The organism is Pantoea sp. PvP021 (assembly GCF_054056055.1).
Window position 1 is genome coordinate 166,960 of sequence record NZ_JBSRXX010000008.1, and the last position, 19,845, is coordinate 186,804.

At 53.6% G+C, this 19,845-nt stretch carries 18 protein-coding genes; 12 read left to right on the forward strand and 6 right to left on the reverse strand.

All coding sequences use genetic code 11. The annotated features are described in order from the left end of the window. Positions 1 to 774: a histidine ABC transporter ATP-binding protein HisP gene (hisP, locus tag ACVKSX_RS18930; RefSeq protein WP_010258014.1), complete on the forward strand. Its 774-nt coding sequence runs from the start codon at positions 1 to 3 to the stop codon at positions 772 to 774. A 135-nt stretch (positions 775 to 909) separates the two neighbouring features. On the opposite strand, the gene ACVKSX_RS18935 is transcribed toward hisP, so the two are convergent. Continuing rightward, positions 910 to 1,857, reverse strand: a complete 948-nt coding sequence (locus ACVKSX_RS18935) for a sugar-binding transcriptional regulator (RefSeq protein WP_010258017.1) — start codon at positions 1,855 to 1,857, stop codon at positions 910 to 912. 195 nt (positions 1,858 to 2,052) lie between these two features. On the opposite strand from ACVKSX_RS18935, the gene dalD reads away from it, so the two are divergent. From dalD to ACVKSX_RS18950, 3 genes are read left to right on the forward strand one after another with little or no spacing between them, the layout of a single operon-like run. Further along, positions 2,053 to 3,441: a D-arabinitol 4-dehydrogenase gene (gene dalD / locus ACVKSX_RS18940; RefSeq protein ID WP_354438137.1), complete on the forward strand. Its 1,389-nt coding sequence runs from the start codon at positions 2,053 to 2,055 to the stop codon at positions 3,439 to 3,441. Between the two features lie 2 nt (positions 3,442 to 3,443). Continuing rightward, on the forward strand, positions 3,444 to 4,913 hold the full coding sequence (gene xylB / locus ACVKSX_RS18945; protein WP_354438138.1) for a xylulokinase: 1,470 nt from the start codon (positions 3,444 to 3,446) through the stop codon (positions 4,911 to 4,913). 27 nt (positions 4,914 to 4,940) lie between these two features. Continuing rightward, on the forward strand, positions 4,941 to 6,221 hold the full coding sequence (locus tag ACVKSX_RS18950) for an MFS transporter (RefSeq protein WP_010258025.1): 1,281 nt from the start codon (positions 4,941 to 4,943) through the stop codon (positions 6,219 to 6,221). A 33-nt stretch (positions 6,222 to 6,254) separates the two neighbouring features. Here the strand turns inward: ACVKSX_RS18950 and ACVKSX_RS18955 are convergent, their stop codons facing one another. Next, positions 6,255 to 7,151: a TIGR01777 family oxidoreductase gene (locus ACVKSX_RS18955; RefSeq protein ID WP_010258028.1), complete on the reverse strand. Its 897-nt coding sequence runs from the start codon at positions 7,149 to 7,151 to the stop codon at positions 6,255 to 6,257. A 182-nt stretch (positions 7,152 to 7,333) separates the two neighbouring features. Here ACVKSX_RS18955 and yfcF point away from each other — a divergent pair, with 182 nt between their 5' ends. Beyond that, positions 7,334 to 7,975, forward strand: a complete 642-nt coding sequence (gene yfcF / locus ACVKSX_RS18960) for a glutathione transferase (protein ID WP_010258032.1) — start codon at positions 7,334 to 7,336, stop codon at positions 7,973 to 7,975. 108 nt (positions 7,976 to 8,083) lie between these two features. After that, the gene (gene yfcD, locus ACVKSX_RS18965) at positions 8,084 to 8,608 is read left to right on the forward strand and encodes an NUDIX hydrolase YfcD (protein WP_010258035.1); all 525 of its coding nucleotides are present in this window, start codon (positions 8,084 to 8,086) and stop codon (positions 8,606 to 8,608) included. Positions 8,609 to 8,717: 109 nt separating this feature from the next. On the opposite strand, the gene pta is transcribed toward yfcD, so the two are convergent. Next, positions 8,718 to 10,850 carry a phosphate acetyltransferase gene (pta, locus tag ACVKSX_RS18970; protein ID WP_031292718.1) on the reverse strand — a complete coding sequence of 711 codons (2,133 nt, stop codon included), beginning with the start codon at positions 10,848 to 10,850 and terminating at the stop codon, positions 8,718 to 8,720. Between the two features lie 85 nt (positions 10,851 to 10,935). Continuing rightward, positions 10,936 to 12,138: an acetate kinase gene (gene ackA, locus ACVKSX_RS18975; protein WP_010258040.1), complete on the reverse strand. Its 1,203-nt coding sequence runs from the start codon at positions 12,136 to 12,138 to the stop codon at positions 10,936 to 10,938. A gap of 337 nt (positions 12,139 to 12,475) precedes the next feature. Here ackA and yfbV point away from each other — a divergent pair, with 337 nt between their 5' ends. The 3 genes from yfbV (at position 12,476) to ACVKSX_RS18990 (ending at position 14,241) form a co-directional block, all read left to right on the forward strand. Next, a complete protein-coding gene (gene yfbV / locus ACVKSX_RS18980) occupies positions 12,476 to 12,928 on the forward strand; it encodes a terminus macrodomain insulation protein YfbV (protein ID WP_010258042.1) in 453 nt (150 codons plus the stop codon). 145 nt (positions 12,929 to 13,073) lie between these two features. After that, a complete protein-coding gene (locus tag ACVKSX_RS18985; protein ID WP_010671451.1) occupies positions 13,074 to 13,568 on the forward strand; it encodes a YfbU family protein in 495 nt (164 codons plus the stop codon). 13 nt (positions 13,569 to 13,581) lie between these two features. Beyond that, on the forward strand, positions 13,582 to 14,241 hold the full coding sequence (locus tag ACVKSX_RS18990; RefSeq protein ID WP_010258046.1) for a sugar phosphatase: 660 nt from the start codon (positions 13,582 to 13,584) through the stop codon (positions 14,239 to 14,241). Positions 14,242 to 14,270: 29 nt separating this feature from the next. On the opposite strand, the gene yfbR is transcribed toward ACVKSX_RS18990, so the two are convergent. After that, entirely contained in the window at positions 14,271 to 14,870 is a 600-nt protein-coding gene (gene yfbR, locus ACVKSX_RS18995; RefSeq protein ID WP_010258048.1) for a 5'-deoxynucleotidase, read from the reverse strand. A 75-nt stretch (positions 14,871 to 14,945) separates the two neighbouring features. After that, positions 14,946 to 16,163, reverse strand: a complete 1,218-nt coding sequence (locus tag ACVKSX_RS19000; RefSeq protein WP_010258051.1) for a pyridoxal phosphate-dependent aminotransferase — start codon at positions 16,161 to 16,163, stop codon at positions 14,946 to 14,948. A gap of 960 nt (positions 16,164 to 17,123) precedes the next feature. Here ACVKSX_RS19000 and lrhA point away from each other — a divergent pair. The 3 genes from lrhA to ACVKSX_RS19015 all read left to right on the forward strand — a co-directional run bounded on the left by lrhA (position 17,124) and on the right by ACVKSX_RS19015 (position 19,823). Further along, positions 17,124 to 18,047: a transcriptional regulator LrhA gene (lrhA, locus tag ACVKSX_RS19005; protein ID WP_010258055.1), complete on the forward strand. Its 924-nt coding sequence runs from the start codon at positions 17,124 to 17,126 to the stop codon at positions 18,045 to 18,047. A gap of 639 nt (positions 18,048 to 18,686) precedes the next feature. Next, the gene (locus tag ACVKSX_RS19010) at positions 18,687 to 19,130 is read left to right on the forward strand and encodes an NADH-quinone oxidoreductase subunit A (protein ID WP_010258058.1); all 444 of its coding nucleotides are present in this window, start codon (positions 18,687 to 18,689) and stop codon (positions 19,128 to 19,130) included. A 15-nt stretch (positions 19,131 to 19,145) separates the two neighbouring features. Then, entirely contained in the window at positions 19,146 to 19,823 is a 678-nt protein-coding gene (locus tag ACVKSX_RS19015) for a NuoB/complex I 20 kDa subunit family protein (RefSeq protein WP_003854245.1), read from the forward strand. Positions 19,824 to 19,845: the final 22 nt, after the last annotated feature.

The following is a 19,845-nucleotide window of genomic DNA, read 5'->3' on the forward strand; positions in this document are numbered from 1 at the left end:
ATGGCTGACAATAAATTAAGCGTCACCGAATTGCATAAGCGTTACGGTGAACATGAAGTGCTGAAAGGGGTCTCGTTAACTGCTAAAGCGGGCGATGTGATCAGTATCATTGGATCGTCCGGCTCAGGGAAAAGTACCTTTTTACGCTGCATCAACTTCCTCGAAAAACCGAGTGAAGGCAGCATCATGGTGAATAACCAACAAATCACCTTAGTCCGTGACAAAGATGGTCAGCTCAAAGTGGCTGACAAAGAGCAGCTGCGCGCGTTACGTACCAGCCTGACCATGGTGTTCCAGCACTTTAATCTGTGGAGTCACATGACCGTGCTGGAAAACGTGATGGAAGCGCCGATTCAGGTGCTGGGGCTGAGTAAAGCGGCGGCGCGTGAGCGTGCCATCAAATACCTCGATAAAGTCGGAATTGATGCGCGGGCACAGGCAAAATATCCGGTTCACCTCTCCGGCGGTCAGCAGCAGCGTGTGTCGATTGCGCGCGCGCTGGCGATGGAGCCAGAGGTGTTGCTGTTTGACGAACCCACTTCGGCGCTTGATCCGGAGCTGGTCGGGGAAGTACTGCGCATCATGCAGAAGCTGGCTGAGGAGGGCAAAACCATGGTGGTCGTGACCCACGAGATGGAGTTTGCCCGTCACGTCTCCAGCCATGTCATTTTCCTGCATCAGGGTAAAATCGAAGAGCAGGGACCGCCTGCGGAACTGTTCGGCAGCCCGAAAAGCCCGCGTTTACAGCAGTTCCTCAAGGGATCGCTGAAGTAACGGTTAGATGTTAGTTAAGGCGAGGGAATCAGGGCACCGGCGTAACGTGCCCTGCGCAGAATAAGTGCGAGCCGCGTTTGAGATTTTGCGTCATCTCTGCGTTCTGCCCTCGCACTCTGCATCCATGCTGAGATATCACTTTTGCAGTAGCTTCAGCGCCGTATCCTCATCGGTCACCAGTCCCGATACCCAGCCGCCCTGTAATGCGGCACGGATTGCTGGATACTTGCGCTCGCTACCCGCAAAGCCAATAATTTTACGCTGAGTGCGGCTTTCCAGTCGCACGCTGGTCAGTAGCTCATCCGTTTCGCCCCATACCCGCTCACCCTGCTGATTGAAAAAGTGACCGAGCATTTCGCCCACCACGCCGCGCCCATTTAGCGCCTCGACCTGCGCATCTGTGATGAATCCCTCGGCATTCAAAGGACAGCCCGGCATCACTTCGCCAATACCCACAAAAGCCACGTCCGCCTGTAATGCGCGATCAATGACGCGCTGGTAAACCTTATGCTGAACCCACATCGCTTTATCCTCTGGGGTGTCGGCGTATAAGGGGGCGGGGATAAAGAAATACTTACCTTGCATCTTTTCGGCCATCTTCAACGGTACGTCATAGCGAGTACCGGAATCATCCCGCGCGATGGCACCAATCATGGAAACGCAATGATGCTGCGGGCGATCAACCCAGGGTAGCGCATCAATCATTGAGCGCAGGGTTTTACCGGAACCAATACCGAACACCTGAGGCGTTTCCTCATTGATGAATTGTGTCATCACCGCCGCGCCTTCAACTGCCAGCATTTGTTGAATAGCCTCATCATTCAGACTGGCAGATGGCACAACGCGGCACAAATCCAGACCAAACTTCGCCTGTACCTCACGCGCCAGCTGCAGACAGTGTGTGACGGGATGATCAATTTTTACGTTCACCATGCCCATTTCACGTGCACTGGATACCAGCCGCTGCGCTACCTGTCGTGACAATCCCAATGCCTGCGCAATCTCCTGCTGTGTCACGCCTGCGACGTAATACATCCATGCGGCACGTGCGGCCAGCTCCTGCTTTTTTTCTTCTCTGCTCATCACGATGTTCCGTCGAATTTGAGGGGACATCTTAACGCCGTGCGGGTCGAAAAGCACTAACTGAGCAAAAGCCCGGAATGGGAGCAAAAATATTATTTGTGACTCAGCTCGCAGAAGGATCTTCGTAATAGGCACTATGCTACAGGTCGTCGGGCAAATGCCCTTAGGTGTGGCAAATGTTTAAATGAGGCGATTATGAACAACCAATCAGTGTGGATGCACATCGGCGCGGGATCTTTTCATCGTGCACATCAGGCGTGGTATCTGCATAAACTGCGTGAGCAGGGTGATGAAAGCTGGAGCATCGCGCTCGGCAATATCCGTAATGACGCAGTGCCGCTGCTCAATCAGCTCGCGGCGCAGCAGGGAGAATATGTGCTGGAAACCGTGACTCCTGCAGGTAAGCGCGACTACGAAACCATCACTTCGCTGCGCAAAATTTTGCCCTGGGACAGTGATATCAGTGCGTTGATCGAGCAGGGGGCCAGTGCGGAAACGCGTGTGATTAGCTTTACCGTGACCGAAGCGGGTTACTACCTGACGCCCGCGTTTACCCTGGATCTCAATCAGGCAGATGTGAAGGCCGATCTGGGTGGCGATATCCGCACCCTTTACGGTGCACTCAGCCATATTCTGACACAGCGTGTTGCGCAAGGCGGTCCGCCGGTTACGCTGCTGAACTGCGACAATCTGCGGCACAATGGTGAGCGTTTCCGTGACGCCTTCCTGACGTTTCTTACGGCCAAAGGCGATACCGCGCTGGCCGACTGGGTGCGCACGCAAACCCGTTCACCGAATACCATGGTTGATCGCATTACACCCCGTCCTACTCCGGAGGTGGCAGAACGCGTGCAGGCGGCGACCGGCAAACAGGATGGCACAGCAGTAATGGCCGAATCTTTTATTCAGTGGGTCATTGAGGATGATTTTATTGCCGGGCGCCCGGCGCTGGAAAAGGTCGGTGTTGAACTGGTGGAATCGGTACTGCCGTGGGAAGAGGCGAAAATTCGCATCCTCAATGCGACACATGCTGCGATTGCCTGGGCGGGCACACTGATTGGTCTGAACTATATCGATGAGAGCACCAGCCATCCGGCGATTTATCAACTGGCTCACGACTATGTGACCCAGGATGTCATTCCTTCTCTGTCTCCCAGCCCGCTTGATTTAGCGGATTATCGTGACGTGGTGCTGGCCCGCTTCAGTAATCCTTACATTAAAGATACCAATCAGCGCGTCGGTGCCGATGGTTTATCCAAAATTCCCGGCATGGTGACGCCAACCCTGCAACAGTGCTACCAGCGCGGTGCGCAGCCCACCGCAACGGCGGTGATTCCGGCACTGTTCTTCCTGTTTATGCAGCGATGGGCCGAGGACAATTTACCCTATTGCTATCAGGACGGTGCGCTACAGGTCGATACGCTACGTAAGCAGTTCGCCAGCGCCGATCCGCTCCATGCGTACCTGAGTGATAGCGCGCTGTTTGCGGAACTGGCATCTGATAAGGCGTTTCATGAGTTAGTCACCCGCCGTGTTGCGAGTTTGCAGCAGTGGCTGAAACAGCCTGAACTGGCGGCGGTGTAATTATGTATCTCGGCATTGATATTGGTACCTCAGAGCTTAAAGCGCTGATCATTAATACGCACGGTGAGATTGTGGCGGCTCAGCACGCCACGCTAAGTGTGCAGCGTCCCCATCCCCACTGGGCTGAACAGGATCCTGAATGCTGGTGGCAAGCCTGCAGCGAGGTTCTGGCGGGATTACGTCATCAGTTTCCTCTGGCATGGGCCGCGATTCGCGCTATTGGATTATCGGGACAGATGCACGGGGCCGTGTTGCTGGATGCCGGGGGGAAGGTGCTGCGTCCGTGTATCCTCTGGAACGACACGCGCAGTGCACCGCAGTGTGAAAGGCTACGGAAGAGCAATGCCCGGATAATGGAAATTAGCGGCAATATGATTATGCCCGGCTTCACTTTGCCGAAACTGCACTGGGTCGCGGAAAATGAGCCAGAAATTTTCAGCGGCATCGATAAGGTCCTGCTGCCGAAAGATTACCTGCGCTGGCGTCTTACCGGGCGCTTTGTCAGTGAGCCTTCGGATGCTGCCGGAACGCTGTGGCTCGATGTCTCCCGGCGTGACTGGTCGGAAGAACTGCTGGCCATCACCGGACTGAAGCGTGCCCAAATGCCTGAACTGGTAGAAGGCAGTGCCATAAGTGGACGCCTGCAGCCGACGCTGGCGAGCGAGTGGGGTTTATCTACTGCGGTTACTGTCGCGGGAGGCGGCGGTGACAATGCCGCATCGGCAATCGGTGTGGGGGCGGTGAATCCCGGTGATGCGTTTATCTCATTGGGTACCTCCGGTGTGATTTTTGTCGTAAACGACCGCTTACGGGCTGACCCTCACTGCGGGGTGCACGCCTTTTGCCATGCGTTACCGGGCCGCTGGCACCAGATGAGTGTGATGCTTAGCGCCGCCAGTTGTCTGCGCTGGTTGTGCAATCTGCTGTCGGTCAGTGAAAGCCAGCTGATGGAGGAGATGGTCCAGCTCAGTGATGAGCAAGTGCGTAGCGCCCCGGTTTTCCTGCCCTATCTGTCTGGTGAACGCACACCACATAACGATCCTGACGCATCCGGTTCTTTCTTCAATCTGCACCATGAAACCCCGCGCGCCTTGCTGGGCTATGCGGTGGTTGAAGGCGTGGCATTTGGGCTGGCTGATGGGTTGAGTGTGCTCGGCGATGCCAGGCATCACATTCAGCAGTGCAGCCTGACCGGTGGTGGCGCACGTAGCACATTGTGGGCTCAATTGATTGCCGATGTGCTGCAACTGCCCATTGTTACCCATCCCGCCAGCGCATCTGGCGCGCTGGGTGCGGCACGTTTAGCGTGGCTGGCTGATGGCGGCCTTGAGCATGAGGTGTGTCTGAAGCCGGCTGTGCAGGCGCGCTACCAACCGGACGAGACGCGCGGTGCCGTGCTGCAAAAGCGGCTATGTCTGTTCCGGGAACTCTACGTCCAGCAACAACAGGTGCGCAGTTTGCTGCCTGCATAACGACTAACCAGACAGAAGGTAATTGTGATGCAATCGAACGAATACTGGTTTGGCTTACCGAAAAAGATGTTCTGGGGTTTCCTCGCTATCGCAATCTTTATGGCGGGTGATGGCTTTGAAATGGCGTTTCTGTCGCGCCATATCACCGATATGGGCTTTACGCCCGCGCAGTCTGCAGTCGTATTCACCTTCTATGGCTTAGCGGCAGCCCTGGCGGCCTGGGCATCTGGCGTGGTAGCCGAGTTGATCACACCGCAGCGCGCGATGATGATTGGCTTTGTGTTATGGATCGTGATGCATACGCTGTTTATGTCGCTGGGGCTTGGCCTGCGCAACTATCCGCTGATGGTGCTGTTCTACGGCATTCGCGGGCTGGCTTATCCGCTGTTTATCTACTCTTTCATGATGATGCTGGTGCAGGTCTTACCGCGCGAAAAACTGGCGGCGGCGACCGGCTGGTTCTGGGCGATGTATTCTGTCGGCATCGGGGTGATTGGCAGCTATCTGCCAAGTCTCACCATTCCGATGCTGGGGGAAACGGGGACGCTGTGGCTGGCTATTATCTGGGTGGCATGTGGTGGGATCCTCGCATACTTCAGCCTGCGCAAGGTACCGGTGGATCGCTCTCGTGTGAATTTGCCGATGCGTGACAAGATGACAGAGATGGCGCGTGCCGTGACCATCCTGTTCACCAATCAGAATGTGTTTTATGCCTGCCTGATTCGCATCATCAACACGCTGTCGCTGTTTGGTTTCGCCATTATCATGCCACTGCTGTTTGTCGATCGTCTCGGCTTTACCATCTCTGAATGGCTACAAATCTGGGCGGTGTTCTTCTTTGTCACTATATTTACGAATATCTTCTGGGGCCTCACGGGAGAGAAGCTGGGCTGGATCCGTCAGGTGCGCTGGTTTGGTTGCCTGGGGATGGCCATCTCCAGCCTGACCTTTTATTATCTGCCGCTGTATGCGGGTCATAACTTCTGGGTCGCATTAATCCCTGCGGTAATGCTGGGCATTTTTGTCGCCGCGTTTGTACCGATGACCGCTGTATTTCCCACGCTGGAACCGCATCACAAAGGCGCTGCGGTCTCTATTTACAACCTCTCCGCAGGACTCAGTAACTTTGTGGCACCGGCTATCGCCTCAGTCATGCTGCCGTTCTTCGACATTGTCGGTGTGGTATGGGCCTATACCGGGCTATACGTGTTCGCTGGCGTGCTGACCTTTATTATTCGTGTGCCACAACCGGGGCATACGCGTGAAGAGAAGGTAGTGAAGTCGCGTGTAGCAGAGCAGCGTAACTAACGAAACATACGGCGGCCCAGGGCCGCCGTATGTTTATCCTGCGACATCCTGCAACGCTTCCTGCAAATCGTACCAGCGGAAGCCAAAGCCTGAGGCTTCCAGCCGTTTTGGCAGCACATGCTGTCCTCCCAGCACCAGCACCGACGATTCGCCCATCATCAGTTTAATGGCGCTGGCAGGCGTGCGCATAAAGGCCGGACGATGCATAACCCGGCCCAGGGTGGCGGCAAACTGCTCGTTACGCACCGCGTAGGGAGCGACCATATTGAACGGACCCCGCAGATCGTCATGCTCCAGCAGCCAGATAATGGCGTTTAGCATGTCATCAATGTGAATCCACGGCATGTACTGTTTACCACTGCCAATCGGCCCGCCGATGCCGAGTTTAAAGGGCAGCTTCATTTTGCTGAGTGCGCCGCCCTCAGACGCCAGCACCACGCCGGTTCGCAGCAGGCAGACGCGGGTGCGTTCGCTTTCAGCCGCGAGCGCCAGTTGCTCCCAGCGGGCGCAGAGCTGATGAGTAAACTCATCCTGACCCTGATCCTCTTCAGTCAGCACCAGATCGCCGGTGTTGCCATAAAAGCCGGTTGCCGAACCTGAGATCAACACGGACGGTGGCGTGGCGCTGGCGTTGATCAGTGAGACAATCTGCTCGGTTATCTGCCAGCGGCTTTCACACAGCTGCTGTTTATGCGGCTCCGTCCAGCGTTTGTCGGCAATAGGTTCTCCCGCCAGATTAATGACCGCATCGATCGTATCCAGGTTCGACTGTTGCGCCAGCCCTGACCAGAGCGCGACCTCTTCGCCCAGTTTTTCACGCGCGCTGACCACGTCCCGCGTCACCACACTAATCTGATGCCCCAGCTGTTGCAGGCGCGGAATCAGGTGACGGCCAATCAGTCCCGTGCCACCGGTAATAAGAATGTGCATGTTGCGGCTCCCTTGATGTTTTTGTTATTTGCATCTTTCAGCATAGAAGAGTCGAGCCACTCTATCGTGAGTCGCGTCGCGCTTTCTTATTCCGGAGGCAGAGATCGGATCAGCTCAGCGTTGCCTTCCCAAATAAAAATCGGTAAACATGATGCAACCCTGACAGCCAATTGAGGTAACCGATGAATTATCCGTCCATCACCCTGTGGTCAGATTCATCATTTTTCAGTCCTTACGCCATGTCGGCCTATGTTGCTCTTACCGAAAAAGGGATCCCTTTCCAGCTGAAGCGCGTCGATTTGTCGCAGAATCAGCAATACGCCGCGGCTTACCGCGAGCTGTCGCTGACCTGCCGGGTCCCGACCCTGCAGATTGATGCGTTCCTGTTAAGCGAATCCTCGGCGATTACCGAATATCTTGAAGAGCGCTTTCCGGCGCCCGAGTTTGAGCGCCTCTATCCCCGCGACCGCGAGAAGCGTGCCCGCGCCAGAGAGATCCAGGCCTGGCTGCGCAGTGACTTCCTGTGGATACGTCAGGAGCGTCCCACAGAAGTGCTGTTTGCCGGTGAGCGCTTTGCGCCGCTGACCGCATCAGCGCAGCAGGCTGTGGATAAACTGGTTATGGCCGTCGATCGCCTGCTGCCGGACGGGCAACAGAACCTGTTTGGCGAGTGGTCAATTGCGGATACCGATCTGGCGGTGATGCTTAACCGGCTGGTATTGCATGGCGATCCTTTGCCCGCGCGTCTGCGGGATTATGCTGAGTTTCAGTGGCAGCGAGCCTCAGTACAGCTGTGGTTAGCAGAAAGTGGTAAAAATCGGTAACAGCCAGGGCTTGCTCAGGCTGCCGGAAGTGATTACCTTACGCCACATAAAAATAAAGACGTGGCAAACTGCGTACCCAAGTGTACGCCAAACAGGAAAGGGTTACGGATGGTGGATCAAACTGCGGGTGACGGCATCGAGTGGGTCGATATCGTAAACGAAGAGAATGAAGTTGTTGCTCAGGCAACACGTGCGCAGATGCGCGCTGAGTGCCTGCGTCACCGCGCTACCTATATTGTGGTTCATGACGGTATGGGCAAGATTCTGGTGCAGCGTCGCACTGAGATAAAAGATTTTATGCCGGGCAAACTGGACGCAACCGCAGGCGGCGTGGTGCAGAGCGGTGAAGATATGCTGGAGTCTGCGCGACGTGAAGCGGAAGAGGAGTTAGGGATTGCCGCGGTGCCGTTTGCTGAGCATGGCAAATTCTACTTCGAAGATCAGCACTGTCGCGTCTGGGGCGGACTGTTCAGTTGTGTGTCACATGGGCCATTCGCCATGCAGGAATCGGAAGTCGATGAGATTATCTGGATGACGCCCGATGAGATCACCGCACGTTGTGATGAGTTCACTGACGATTCGCTTAAAGCGCTCTCTCTGTGGATGAGCCGCAACGGCGATAACCGGGCCTGAAAACGGGCGCTTTAACGCGTCTCAGCGATCCGCATTAAAGCCTCCGGCTCTGTTACCGGCGAAAAAAAGGCATGCCCTGGGGCATGCCTTTTGCGTTCTTACCTGACGCTTAGCCTTGTTCAGCCTGCTGAGACTGAATAGCGGTTAAGGCGATGGTATAGACGATGTCATCAACCAGCGCACCGCGCGACAGGTCGTTAACCGGCTTACGCATACCCTGCAGCATCGGCCCGATTGAGATCAGATCGGCTGAACGCTGTACCGCTTTATACGTGGTGTTACCGGTGTTCAGATCCGGGAAGATAAAGACGGTGGCGCGACCGGCAACCTGTGAATCTGGCGCTTTCGACTTCGCCACATCTTCCATAATCGCGGCGTCATACTGCAGCGGACCATCAATGACCAGATCAGGACGTTTTTCCTGCGCGATACGCGTTGCTTCACGCACTTTTTCAACGTCGCTGCCTGCACCTGACGTGCCGGTAGAGTAGGAGATCATCGCAACACGTGGATCGATACCAAAGGCTTTAGCAGAGTCGGCTGACTGAATTGCGATCTCAGCCAGCTGCTCAGCGGTGGGATCCGGGTTAATCGCGCAGTCTCCGTAAACCAGCACCTGCTCCGGCAGCAGCATAAAGAACACCGATGAAACCAGTGAGCTGTTAGGCGCAGTTTTGATCAGCTGCAGAGGCGGACGAATGGTGTTGGCGGTGGTGTGAACCGCACCTGAAACCAGGCCATCCACTTCGCCACTTTCCAGCATCATGGTGCCCAGCACCACGTTATCTTCCAGTTGTTCCTGGGCGACCACTTCGGTCATCCCTTTGCTCTTACGCAGCTCAACCAGACGCGGCACGTAGTTTTCACGCACCTGTTCCGGATCAACAATCTCAACCCCTTTGCCCAGTTCGACACCCTGAGCCGCAGCAACACGCTGAATCTCATCCGGGTTGCCTAACAGTACGCAGGTGGCGATACCGCGTTCAGCACAGATAGCGGCCGCTTTAACCGTACGCGGCTCGTCACCCTCTGGCAGCACGACGCGTTTGCCCGCTTTGCGCGCCAGCTCAGTCAGCTGATAGCGGAAGGCCGGTGGCGACAGGCGACGGCTGCGCTCTGACGTGGCGGTCAGTGACTCAATCCAGTCAGCATTAATGTAGCTGGCAACATATTCCTGCACTTTCTCGATGCGCTGCGTGTCGTCAGCGGGCACTTCAAGATTAAAGCTCTGCAGGCTCAGAGAAGTCTGCCAGGTATTGGTTTTCACCATGAACACCGGCAGGCCGGTCTGGAAGGCACGGTCACAGAGGCGCGCGATACGATCGTCAATCTCGTAGTTACCGGTCAGCAGGATAGCGCCAATCTCAATGCCGTTCATGGCGGCCAGACAGGCGGCGACCAGTACATCCGGGCGGTCTGCGGAAGTCACCAGCAGTGAGCCTGGACGGAAATGCTCCAGCATGTGCGGGATACTACGGGCGCAGAAGGTGACCGATTTAACCCGGCGGGTCTGAATCTCACCTTCGTTGATGATGCGCGCATCCAGGTGGCGGCACATATCGATTGCGCGGGTGGCGATCAGATCAAAGCTCCATGGCACGCAGCCCAGCACCGGCAGCGGGCTGTCTGAGAACAGCTGCTTAGGATCGATATTGGCGATGCTGGCTTTTGACGAGTCATCAAAAATTTCTGACAGGTCAGGGCGGGTACGCCCCTGATCATCGACCGGCGCGTTGAGTTTATTGATGATCACGCCAGTGATATTTTTATTCTTCTGACCGCCGAAGCTGCTCTGCGTCAGTTCAATGCGCTCTTTCAGCTGGGCCGGAGAGTCATTGCCCAGCGCCATCACGAAGACGATTTCCGCATTCAGGGTTTTCGCGATTTCATAGTTCAGCGCGTTGGCGAACTGATGCTTACGGGTAGGGACCAGACCTTCAACCAGTACCACTTCCGCATTCTGCGTGTTGGCATGGTAACGGGAGATGATCTCTTCCATCAGCACATCCTGCTGGTTCGATCCCAGCAGTGATTCAACACGTGACATCTGCAGCGGTTCAGCGGCAGGAATCGAAGAGTTCTTACGGATAATAGTGGTGGTTTGATCCGGCGTATCGCCGCCGGTACGCGGCTGAGCAATCGGCTTAAAGACGCTGAGCCGAACGCCTTTGCGCTCCATGGCGCGGATAACGCCGAGGCTGACGCTGGTCAGGCCGACGCTGGTGCCGGTCGGAATGAGCATAATTGTACGTGACACGTTTGAACCTCTCAGTAATGGCAGGGTGTCAAAAACAACTCCGTCAGCCTGAGCTGACGGAGAGAAGTGTTTACGCAGTCAGACGCGCGGCGTCCTGGGCGATGACCAGCTCTTCGTTGGTCGGGATCACCAGCGCCGGGCGGGTGCCTTCTTTATTGATGTAACCAGACTTGCCGAAACGGGCCGCCAGGTTGCGATCGTGATCGACGTCAAAGCCCAGCAGTGCCAGTTTTTTCAGTGAGAGTTCACGAACCATCGCGGCGTTTTCACCGATGCCGCCAGTAAATACCACGGCATCAAGGCGGCCATCCATCAGCGCAGTGTAGCTGCCGATATATTTCGCCAGGCGATGACAGAAGACATCCATTGCGCGCTTCGCATCTTCTTTGGTGGTGTAGTTATCTTCCACGTAGCGGCAGTCGCTGGTGACTTCGGTCAGACCTAACAGGCCAGACTCTTTGGTCAGCAGTTTATTGATGGCATCGACGCTCATACCCAGCGTATCGTGCAGGAAGAAGATAATTGCCGGGTCGATGTCGCCACTGCGGGTACCCATCACCAGGCCTTCCAGTGGGGTCAGGCCCATTGAGGTGTCCACACACTCGCCGTTGCGAATGGCAGAGACAGAACCGCCGTTACCGAGGTGGCAGGTAATAATATTCAGTGACTCAAGCGGCTTGTTGAGCATTTTGGCCGCTTCATGGGTCACATAGAAGTGGCTGGTACCATGCGCGCCATAGCGACGAACGCCATGCTCTTTATACAATTTGTACGGCAGCGCATAGAGATAAGACTCTTCCGGCATTGTCTGATGGAAAGCGGTGTCAAATACCGCGACATTCTTATCTGACAGGTGCGGGAAGTTTTTCATCGCTTCATCAATACCGATCAGATGAGCCGGATTGTGCAGCGGTGCAAAAGAAGAGGCGTCTTTGATGCCCTGTACCACTTCTTCAGTGATGATGACTGACTGAGTCAGCTTCTCGCCGCCATGAACGATACGATGGCCGATTGCAGCAATTTGTGCCGAAAGCTCAGGTTTTTGTGCCAGAATGGTTTTAACGATAAAGTTCAGCGCTTCACTATGCGCTGCGCCAGCACCCAGAGGCGCTTCCTGTTTTTCGCCTTCCAGCTTCCATTTGATGCGGGCTTCAGGAAGGTGGAAACATTCCGCCAGGCCAGACAGGAATTCTTCACCGCTGGCAGGGTTGAGGATGGCAAACTTAAGGGAAGAGCTGCCACAGTTCAGAACCAGAACTAACTTACTCGACATGGAAGTACCTATTTTTTGAGAGTGGCTAAATAAAACGCAATCAGACTAACAGCGTAGCCCATGAAAGCTGGTAGATTAATGACAAACATCATGCGGTAGACAGAATTCTGCATTTCCGCAAAAAATTTCGGCAATCTTACGCGAAAATTTGAAGATTGCCTCGTCTGAACCTGGCTCAGGCCTCTTCCCAAAAGCGCAATCCGCTTCCGGAAAGGGGGTAAAACGGCGTCAGAATAGCTGGAGTCACCTTTAAAGACAAAAATAATTGAAGGATGTCACGTAAAGTTGTGTAGTTATAACTATTTTTTAATTTTTACAGTATTAGTTGAGGTGAGCCATGGCGAATGAATCTGGCAGTACCAATTGGTTTCGGATGTTTCAGCGCGGCCAACACTATATGAAGACCTGGCCGGCTGATAAGCGCCTGGCACCTATGTTCCCGGAAAACCGTGTTTCATCGGCAACGCGTTTTGCTATTCGCTTTATGCCCCCTTTGGCGATTTTTACGCTGACCTGGCAGATCGCGATGGGCGGTCAGTTAGGCCCGGCCGTGGCGACCGCGCTGTTTGCCTGTACCCTGCCGATGCAGGGATTATGGTGGCTGGGAAAGCGTTCTGTGACGCCGCTGCCGCCGACGCTGCTTAACTGGTTTCATGAAGTTCGTGCCCGGCTGGAAGAAGCGGGGCAGGCGACAGCGCCAGTAGAAGGCAAGCCGACCTATCAGGCGCTGGCCGATCTGCTAAAGCGGGCGTTCAAACAACTCGACCGCACTTTCCTCGACGATCTCTGACCCATCCCAGGCTGGCGGTAAAATATTTACCGCTAACCTGCGGCCAAATCAAAGAATGGTGATACGGCGATTTCCGTGTCGCTAACGCTGTGCAATGATTTCTCCATTGTCGATTAACTGAGCGGTCTCTGACCGGGAGTAAATGATGGAAATGACCCATGCACAGCGTTTGATTCTCACTAATCAGTACAAAATGATGGCCATGCTTGAGCCGGAAAATGCGGAGCGTTTTCGTCGTTACCAGACCATCATCGAACGCGGTTATGCGCTGCAGATGCGGGAGCTGGACAAAGAGTTTGGCGAACTCAGCGAAGCGATCTGCCGGACGGTGATCGATATTATGGAAATGCATCACGCTCTCCACGTCTCCTGGTCGAACCTTAAAGAGAAAGGTGAGCTTGAAGAGCGCCGTCTGGCCTTTCTGGGCTTCGATGCGGCAACGGAAGCGCGCCTGCTGGGTTATGTCCGTTTTATGGTCAATACAGAAGGGCGTTATACCCACTTCGATTCCGGCACCCATGGTTTTAATGCGCAGACCCCGATGTGGGAAAAGTATCAACGGATGTTAGCTTTGTGGCAGACTTGTCCGCGCCAGTACCATTTAAGTGCAAACGAAATTGCGCAAGTGATTAATGCCTGATGAGGAGTAGCGCGTGACCTACAGAGGTTTTCTATTTGATTTAGACGGCACGCTGGTGGATTCACTGCCAGCGGTTGAACGAGCCTGGAGCCAGTGGGGTGCCCGTCATGGCATCGCGGCTGATGAGATTCTGGATTTCATTCATGGCAAACAGGCGATCACCTCTCTGCGTCATTTCATGGCAGGCCAGTCGGAAGAGGCTATTCAGGCGGAGTTTGTTGCGCTGGAGCAGGCTGAAGCGGCGGACACCGACGGTGTGCAGGCGCTGCCAGGGGCCAACGCGTTGCTGAACCGGCTGAACGAACTGCAGATTCCCTGGGCGATTGTCACTTCCGGTTCAGTGCCGGTCGCACATGCACGTCATAAAGCCGCAGGCTTACCGAAGCCTGCCGTGTTTATTACCGCTGAACAGGTGGCTAAGGGCAAACCGGAACCCGATCCCTACCTGCTTGGCGCGGAGAAGCTGGGATTAGCGGCGACATCGTGCGTGGTTGCAGAAGATGCACCTGCCGGAATCTTATCCGGCCTGAATGCTGGCTGTGCGGTGATTGCCATCAATGCGCCGGCGGAGACACCCCGGCTGGATGAGGTAGCGCTTCAGCTCGACTCACTGGCGTCACTGGTGATAACCCGCGAGTCTGACGGCAGCTTTACCTTCCGTCAGCAGGCTTAAGGGCTGGCCCGGCGGCCAGACCGCCGGGCTTAGAGTGGCGTATCCTGCGAGATTTCATCCAGTGACAGGCTGAAGCTCGGAATAAACACCTCAACGAAGTAATCCATCTCCGGTGAACGCCGAAGTGCCAGGGTCTTTTCCAGCCGCGCTTTGGCCAGTAAAAATTCGTTGTTCCCGGCAGACAACTCCTCAAGACATTTTACATATGCACAGAGCGCATCCGCCTGTTTCACAACAGCCTGCTCCTCTTCGCTGTGCAGATGCTCATCGATCAGCGGGCGATAGATCGCCTGAAACTCTTCAGGCAGCATCTCAATCAGCTTCTGCTGAGCAATCTTCTCGATTTTCTTATATTCGTGGGCGATCTGCGCGTTGTAATATTTTACCGGAGTCGGTAAATCGCCTGTGAGCACTTCACTGGCATCGTGGTAAAGCGCCAGCATGGCAATGTGATCGGCATTAAGCGACCCGTTGAATTTAAGGTTTTTGATCACGGCCAGGGCATGCGCCACCATGGCGACCTGCAGACTGTGTTCGGAGACATTTTCGGTGCGCACATTGCGCATCAGCGGCCAGCGATTGATCAGCTTAAGACGGGAGAGATGAGCAAAGAAGTGGCTTTGTGTCATGAGCGTTCCTGTTGGCTGGCGGGGGAGAGACAGGCTCTGGCTCTCCCCAAATAGCGTCAGTATACGCGGGCCTGATTATTGACGATAGCCTTGCAGGAAGCGGCCAAATTTATTGATCGCCATCTCAAGATCATCCACACGAGGCAGCGTAACAATGCGCAGGTGATCGGGCCATGGCCAGTTAAAGGCACTGCCCTGAACCAGTAGCACCTTCTCCTGTAACAGAAAATCCAGCACCATCTTCTGATCGTCGAAAATGTTGAATTTTTTGGCATCGATTTTCGGGAACATATAAAGCGCGCCCTGCGGCTTCACACAGCTGACGCCTGGGATATCATTAATCAACTCCCAGGCGCGCTGCCGCTGCTCGTAGAGACGACCACCCGGCATGATAAATTCGCTAATGCTCTGGTAGCCGCCCAGCGCCGTCTGAATCGCATGCTGCGCCGGTACGTTGGCACACAGGCGCATCGAGGCGAGCATCTCCAGTCCTTCTATATAGCCTTTAGCATGTTTCTTTGGCCCGTTCAGTACCATCCAGCCCTGACGGAAACCGGCAACGCGATAGGTTTTAGAAAGGCCATTAAAGGTAACAGTCAGCAGATCGGGTGCCAGCGCTGCGATGCAGTGATGCTGTGCATCGTCATAGAGGATCTTGTCGTAGATCTCATCGGCGAAAATAATCAGGTTATGCTGACGCGCAATTTCAACCACCTCTAACAGCAGCTCTTTGCTGTAGACCGCGCCAGTGGGGTTATTCGGGTTGATAATCACGATGCCGCGGGTACGAGGCGTTATCTTGCTGCGGATATCATCGAGGTCAGGGAACCAGCCTGCTGATTCGTCACAGAGATAGTGCACTGCTTTACCGCTGGAGAGGGAAACCGCAGCCGTCCATAACGGATAGTCGGGGGCCGGCACCAGCATTTCGTCGCCGCTGTTCAGTAACGCCTGCATCGCCTGCACGATGAGTTCTGAAACACCGTTGCCAATGTAGATATCTTCTACGGTGACATCGCGCATGTCGCGCGCCTGGTAGTGCTGCATGATCGCTTTACGGGCGGAATAGAGCCCCTTGGAGTCACAATAGCCCTGAGAGCTGGGAAGGTTACGAATAACATCGACCAGTATCTCATCCGGTGCTTCAAAACCAAACGGCGCCGGGTTGCCAATGTTCAGCTTCAGAACTTTGTTACCTTCTTCTTCGAGGCGCTTAGCCTCTTTCAGTACCGGGCCACGGATGTCATAGCAGACGTTATCGAGTTTTCCGGATTTATCAATTTGAAAAGTCATTGTTACCGCCTTAATGGGCAGAATCCTTTTGGCTGCCACAGAAATCCAACCAGCACAATGTACTCTCCTGACAGTCACAAAAGAAGGGTGCCGCCCCGTTTTGGCGGGTTCAACAACTTTTTGCCCGGTGCGCAGCGTAAAAAATATTTGTTGTCGCGTAAACTGGTTAATAAAACCATAAATTGGAATTAATGCAGGATTTTAACTTGTACAAAGCGCTGCTGAACCGACATATGGCTTTAGCATCATGAACGCTATCTGGAAGTTATTGAAATGGAACTTTTCTTTGCACCTGAAATATACACTTAGAGAAATAGTTAAAGGATATTTTATAAATGTTCAAATTATGGACGATTTTATAACGTGCCTGAAGATTACGCCTTAACGCTGCTTAAGAGTGGCGCGTTTAAGGCCTTGTGTTCGCCGGAAAAGTGCCAAAAGCAGAGCTTCATATGGCACCTTTATTGCAGGATTGTGAGCCGTACTTAACACTTCCTCACTAAATTTCAGAACGCTGAAGGCTTAAAAAGTGATCAATAATGTGGCATAAGGGTCTGGAAATGCCTTTAGCACAAAATTTACAGCGCTTTTCACAAAATCATTTCCATTTTGAAGTCAAAAATGATTAAGTATAATTTATTATTTAGTGCACTTTGCCGCTTCGCTTTGATAGCCCGTAAAGTGCGCTTTCTATCCCACACGATTCTTTCTGGTGGGAATAAGACAACTACGCAGCTTCCTGCATTTGCGCACCCAGCGCCATCGGTTCAGAAGTTGTATCTGTCTTGAATAGCACTATGACCCTTCAGAGGAGTCAACAGTGCAGGATCCACATAAACTTTTTTTGTGTCAGTCTTCACACAGGACTGTCATTGAGCACCATTACTGCTTATCACTTTGATAAGCTTGTGATAACACCAGGGTAGTAGTTCGTAAAAATCTTATAAGTGAAGAAAAAACATGACTAATGCAAATCGTCCGATACTGAATCTCGACCTCGATCTGCTGAGAACCTTCGTTGCCGTTGCGGATTTGAATACCTTTGCAGCTGCTGCTGCAGCGGTCTGCAGAACCCAGTCAGCAGTCAGTCAGCAGATGCAGCGTCTGGAACAATTGGTAGGTAAAGAGCTGTTTGCCAGACATGGACGTAATAAGCTTCTGACGGAGCACGGTATCCAGCTTTTAGGCTATGCGAGAAAAATTCTTCGTTTTAACGACGAAGCCTGCACATCTCTGATGTACAGCAACATTCAGGGCGTGCTGACTATTGGCGCCTCTGATGACACCTCTGACACTATTCTGCCGTTCCTGCTAAACCGGGTGACCTCGGTTTATCCGAAACTGGCAATCGATGTGCGGGTTAAACGTAATCCGTTTATGATGGAAATGCTCAATCAGGGTGAAGTGGACCTGGTTGTGACCACTTCCAGCCCGGGCAATTTTACCTATCAGGTACTGCGTACTTCACCTACCTTGTGGTACTGCGCAGCGGATTATATCTTCCAGCGTGGCGAAGCCATTCCATTGGTATTGCTGGATGAGCCAAGTCCTTATCGTGATATGGCTATCGATCATCTCAACGAAGCGGGCATCCCGTGGCGTATCTCTTATGTCGCTTCCACACTGGCTGCAGTACGCGCAGCGGTGAAAGCGGGACTGGGCGTGACGGCACGTCCGGTCGAGATGATGAGCCCGGAACTGCGTGTTATGGGTGCAGCTGAAGGACTGCCGGTACTGCCGGATACGCAATATCTGCTGTGCCGTAATCCTGACAGCGATAATGAACTGGCGCTGGCTATCTTCAATGCCATGCAGTCCACCAATGATCCTTATAACCTGAGCAATAATCCCGACGGTTCACTGTTGCTGGATGATGAAGAGTAATTTCGCTAACGTGTTGTACTCAATACCCGCGTGATTGCCTTAATAAACGCTTATAAATAAGCCTCTCCTTCCCTGAAAAGAACGAGAGGCTTTTTTGTGCCTGACCCCCGCCCGATGCTCCTTACTGACTCATCTGCCTCTTCTGACCCGACTAAAAAAGTTTCACCACCTGCTTAATTGAAACATCCAGACCAAAAAACCGAACGCTTTGTTCCGAATCACCGTTTCAGGTGGGGAAAATTAACGCATAAAGGGCAAAAGTGTGTTCTGGATCAAAAAAATAGCCCTGGAAAGGGGAGGGAAAATTCAGTGATACCTGTCAAAATATGTTTGTTAAATGCACGATCCATGCATGTGAATACCCGCTACACTAAAATTAACCCTACAGACTGAAGCGATTTAGCTGGAAAGCGGGGCATCATTTGTTAATAATATGATGCAGGTGTGAAATAATGTTTGGATACTTTTGTCAAAGTTGACAAAAGGTTATAGAAAGGAGTAAAAAACCCCATAAAATAGCTGCTTATTACGTAATAACAGCGACATTTGAAAGGTTTTTATCCTTCCCTTGAATCGATGTGGTCAGTTTGCTGCGGGAAACGCGTGCAGGATGCCAGCGCCACTTTTGATGAGTAAGCAATGAGTATGTCAACTACCACCGAAATCATCGCTCAGCACTGGGCGTTTATCGTATTTATCGTTATTGCCTTTGGCCTGTGTGCTTTCATGCTGACCGGAGGATGGCTGCTTGGCGGCAGAGCGCGCGCCCGCTACAAAGACACGCCATTCGAATCGGGCATTGAATCCGTTGGTGATACCCATATCCGCCTGTCGGCGAAATTTTATCTGGTTGCGATGTTTTTCGTCATCTTCGACGTCGAAGCCCTCTTTTTATACGCATGGGCGACTTCAATCCGTGAAAGCGGTTGGATCGGCTTTGTGGAAGCCGCAATTTTCATTTTGGTGCTCCTGGCGGGTCTGGTCTATCTGGTACGCATTGGCGCACTGGACTGGGCTCCAGCTCGCCGTCGCGTGGTGGTCAAAACCACTACGGTCAGCCACACCAATCCTCATAAGCAGTAAAAGAGAGGCAATAAGATGGACTATACGCTCACCCGCATAGACCCGAACGGTGGTGAGAACGACCGTTATCCTCTGCAAAAGCAGGAAATCGTCAGCGATCCGCTGGAGCAGCACGTTCATCGCAGCGTTTATATGGGCAAACTCGAAAATGCCCTGCATGACATGGTGAACTGGGGGCGTAAAAACTCCCTATGGCCTTATAACTTTGGCCTGTCCTGTTGTTACGTTGAGATGACAACATCGTTCACCGCGGTCCACGACGTGGCACGTTTTGGCGCCGAAGTTATGCGCGCTTCGCCACGTCAGGCCGATTTCATGGTCATTGCCGGTACGCCGTTCACCAAAATGGCCCCGGTTATTCAGCGTTTGTACGATCAGATGCTGGAACCAAAATGGGTGATTTCCATGGGTGCCTGCGCCAACTCTGGCGGCATGTATGACATCTATTCCGTGGTGCAGGGTGTCGATAAATTCCTGCCGGTCGATGTTTATATTCCTGGCTGTCCGCCACGTCCTGAAGCGTATATGCAGGCACTGCTGCTGTTGCAGGAGTCGATCGGCAAAGAGCGCCGTCCGCTCTCGTGGGTGGTTGGCGATCAGGGCGTTTATCGCGCCAACATGCCATCTGAGCGTGAAAGAAAACGCGGCGAGCGCATTGCAGTCACAAACCTGCGCAGCCCGGACGAAGTTTAAAACCGTATGGATGGAAAACAGC

Coding starts and splice junctions, on each gene's coding strand:
- yfbR (WP_010258048.1), bottom strand. CDS start 14,870: ATGACACAAAGCCACTTCTTTGCTCATCTCTCCCGTCTTAAGCTGATC.
- lrhA (WP_010258055.1), top strand. CDS start 17,124: ATGACTAATGCAAATCGTCCGATACTGAATCTCGACCTCGATCTGCTG.
- ACVKSX_RS19010 (WP_010258058.1), top strand. CDS start 18,687: ATGAGTATGTCAACTACCACCGAAATCATCGCTCAGCACTGGGCGTTT.
- yfbV (WP_010258042.1), top strand. CDS start 12,476: ATGGCGAATGAATCTGGCAGTACCAATTGGTTTCGGATGTTTCAGCGC.
- ACVKSX_RS18955 (WP_010258028.1), bottom strand. CDS start 7,151: ATGCACATTCTTATTACCGGTGGCACGGGACTGATTGGCCGTCACCTG.
- yfcD (WP_010258035.1), top strand. CDS start 8,084: ATGGTGGATCAAACTGCGGGTGACGGCATCGAGTGGGTCGATATCGTA.
- hisP (WP_010258014.1), top strand. CDS start 1: ATGGCTGACAATAAATTAAGCGTCACCGAATTGCATAAGCGTTACGGT.
- ACVKSX_RS18985 (WP_010671451.1), top strand. CDS start 13,074: ATGGAAATGACCCATGCACAGCGTTTGATTCTCACTAATCAGTACAAA.
- ackA (WP_010258040.1), bottom strand. CDS start 12,138: ATGTCGAGTAAGTTAGTTCTGGTTCTGAACTGTGGCAGCTCTTCCCTT.
- ACVKSX_RS18950 (WP_010258025.1), top strand. CDS start 4,941: ATGCAATCGAACGAATACTGGTTTGGCTTACCGAAAAAGATGTTCTGG.
- pta (WP_031292718.1), bottom strand. CDS start 10,850: ATGCTCATTCCGACCGGCACCAGCGTCGGCCTGACCAGCGTCAGCCTC.
- ACVKSX_RS18935 (WP_010258017.1), bottom strand. CDS start 1,857: ATGAGCAGAGAAGAAAAAAAGCAGGAGCTGGCCGCACGTGCCGCATGG.
- dalD (WP_354438137.1), top strand. CDS start 2,053: ATGAACAACCAATCAGTGTGGATGCACATCGGCGCGGGATCTTTTCAT.
- xylB (WP_354438138.1), top strand. CDS start 3,444: ATGTATCTCGGCATTGATATTGGTACCTCAGAGCTTAAAGCGCTGATC.
- yfcF (WP_010258032.1), top strand. CDS start 7,334: ATGAATTATCCGTCCATCACCCTGTGGTCAGATTCATCATTTTTCAGT.
- ACVKSX_RS19015 (WP_003854245.1), top strand. CDS start 19,146: ATGGACTATACGCTCACCCGCATAGACCCGAACGGTGGTGAGAACGAC.
- ACVKSX_RS19000 (WP_010258051.1), bottom strand. CDS start 16,163: ATGACTTTTCAAATTGATAAATCCGGAAAACTCGATAACGTCTGCTAT.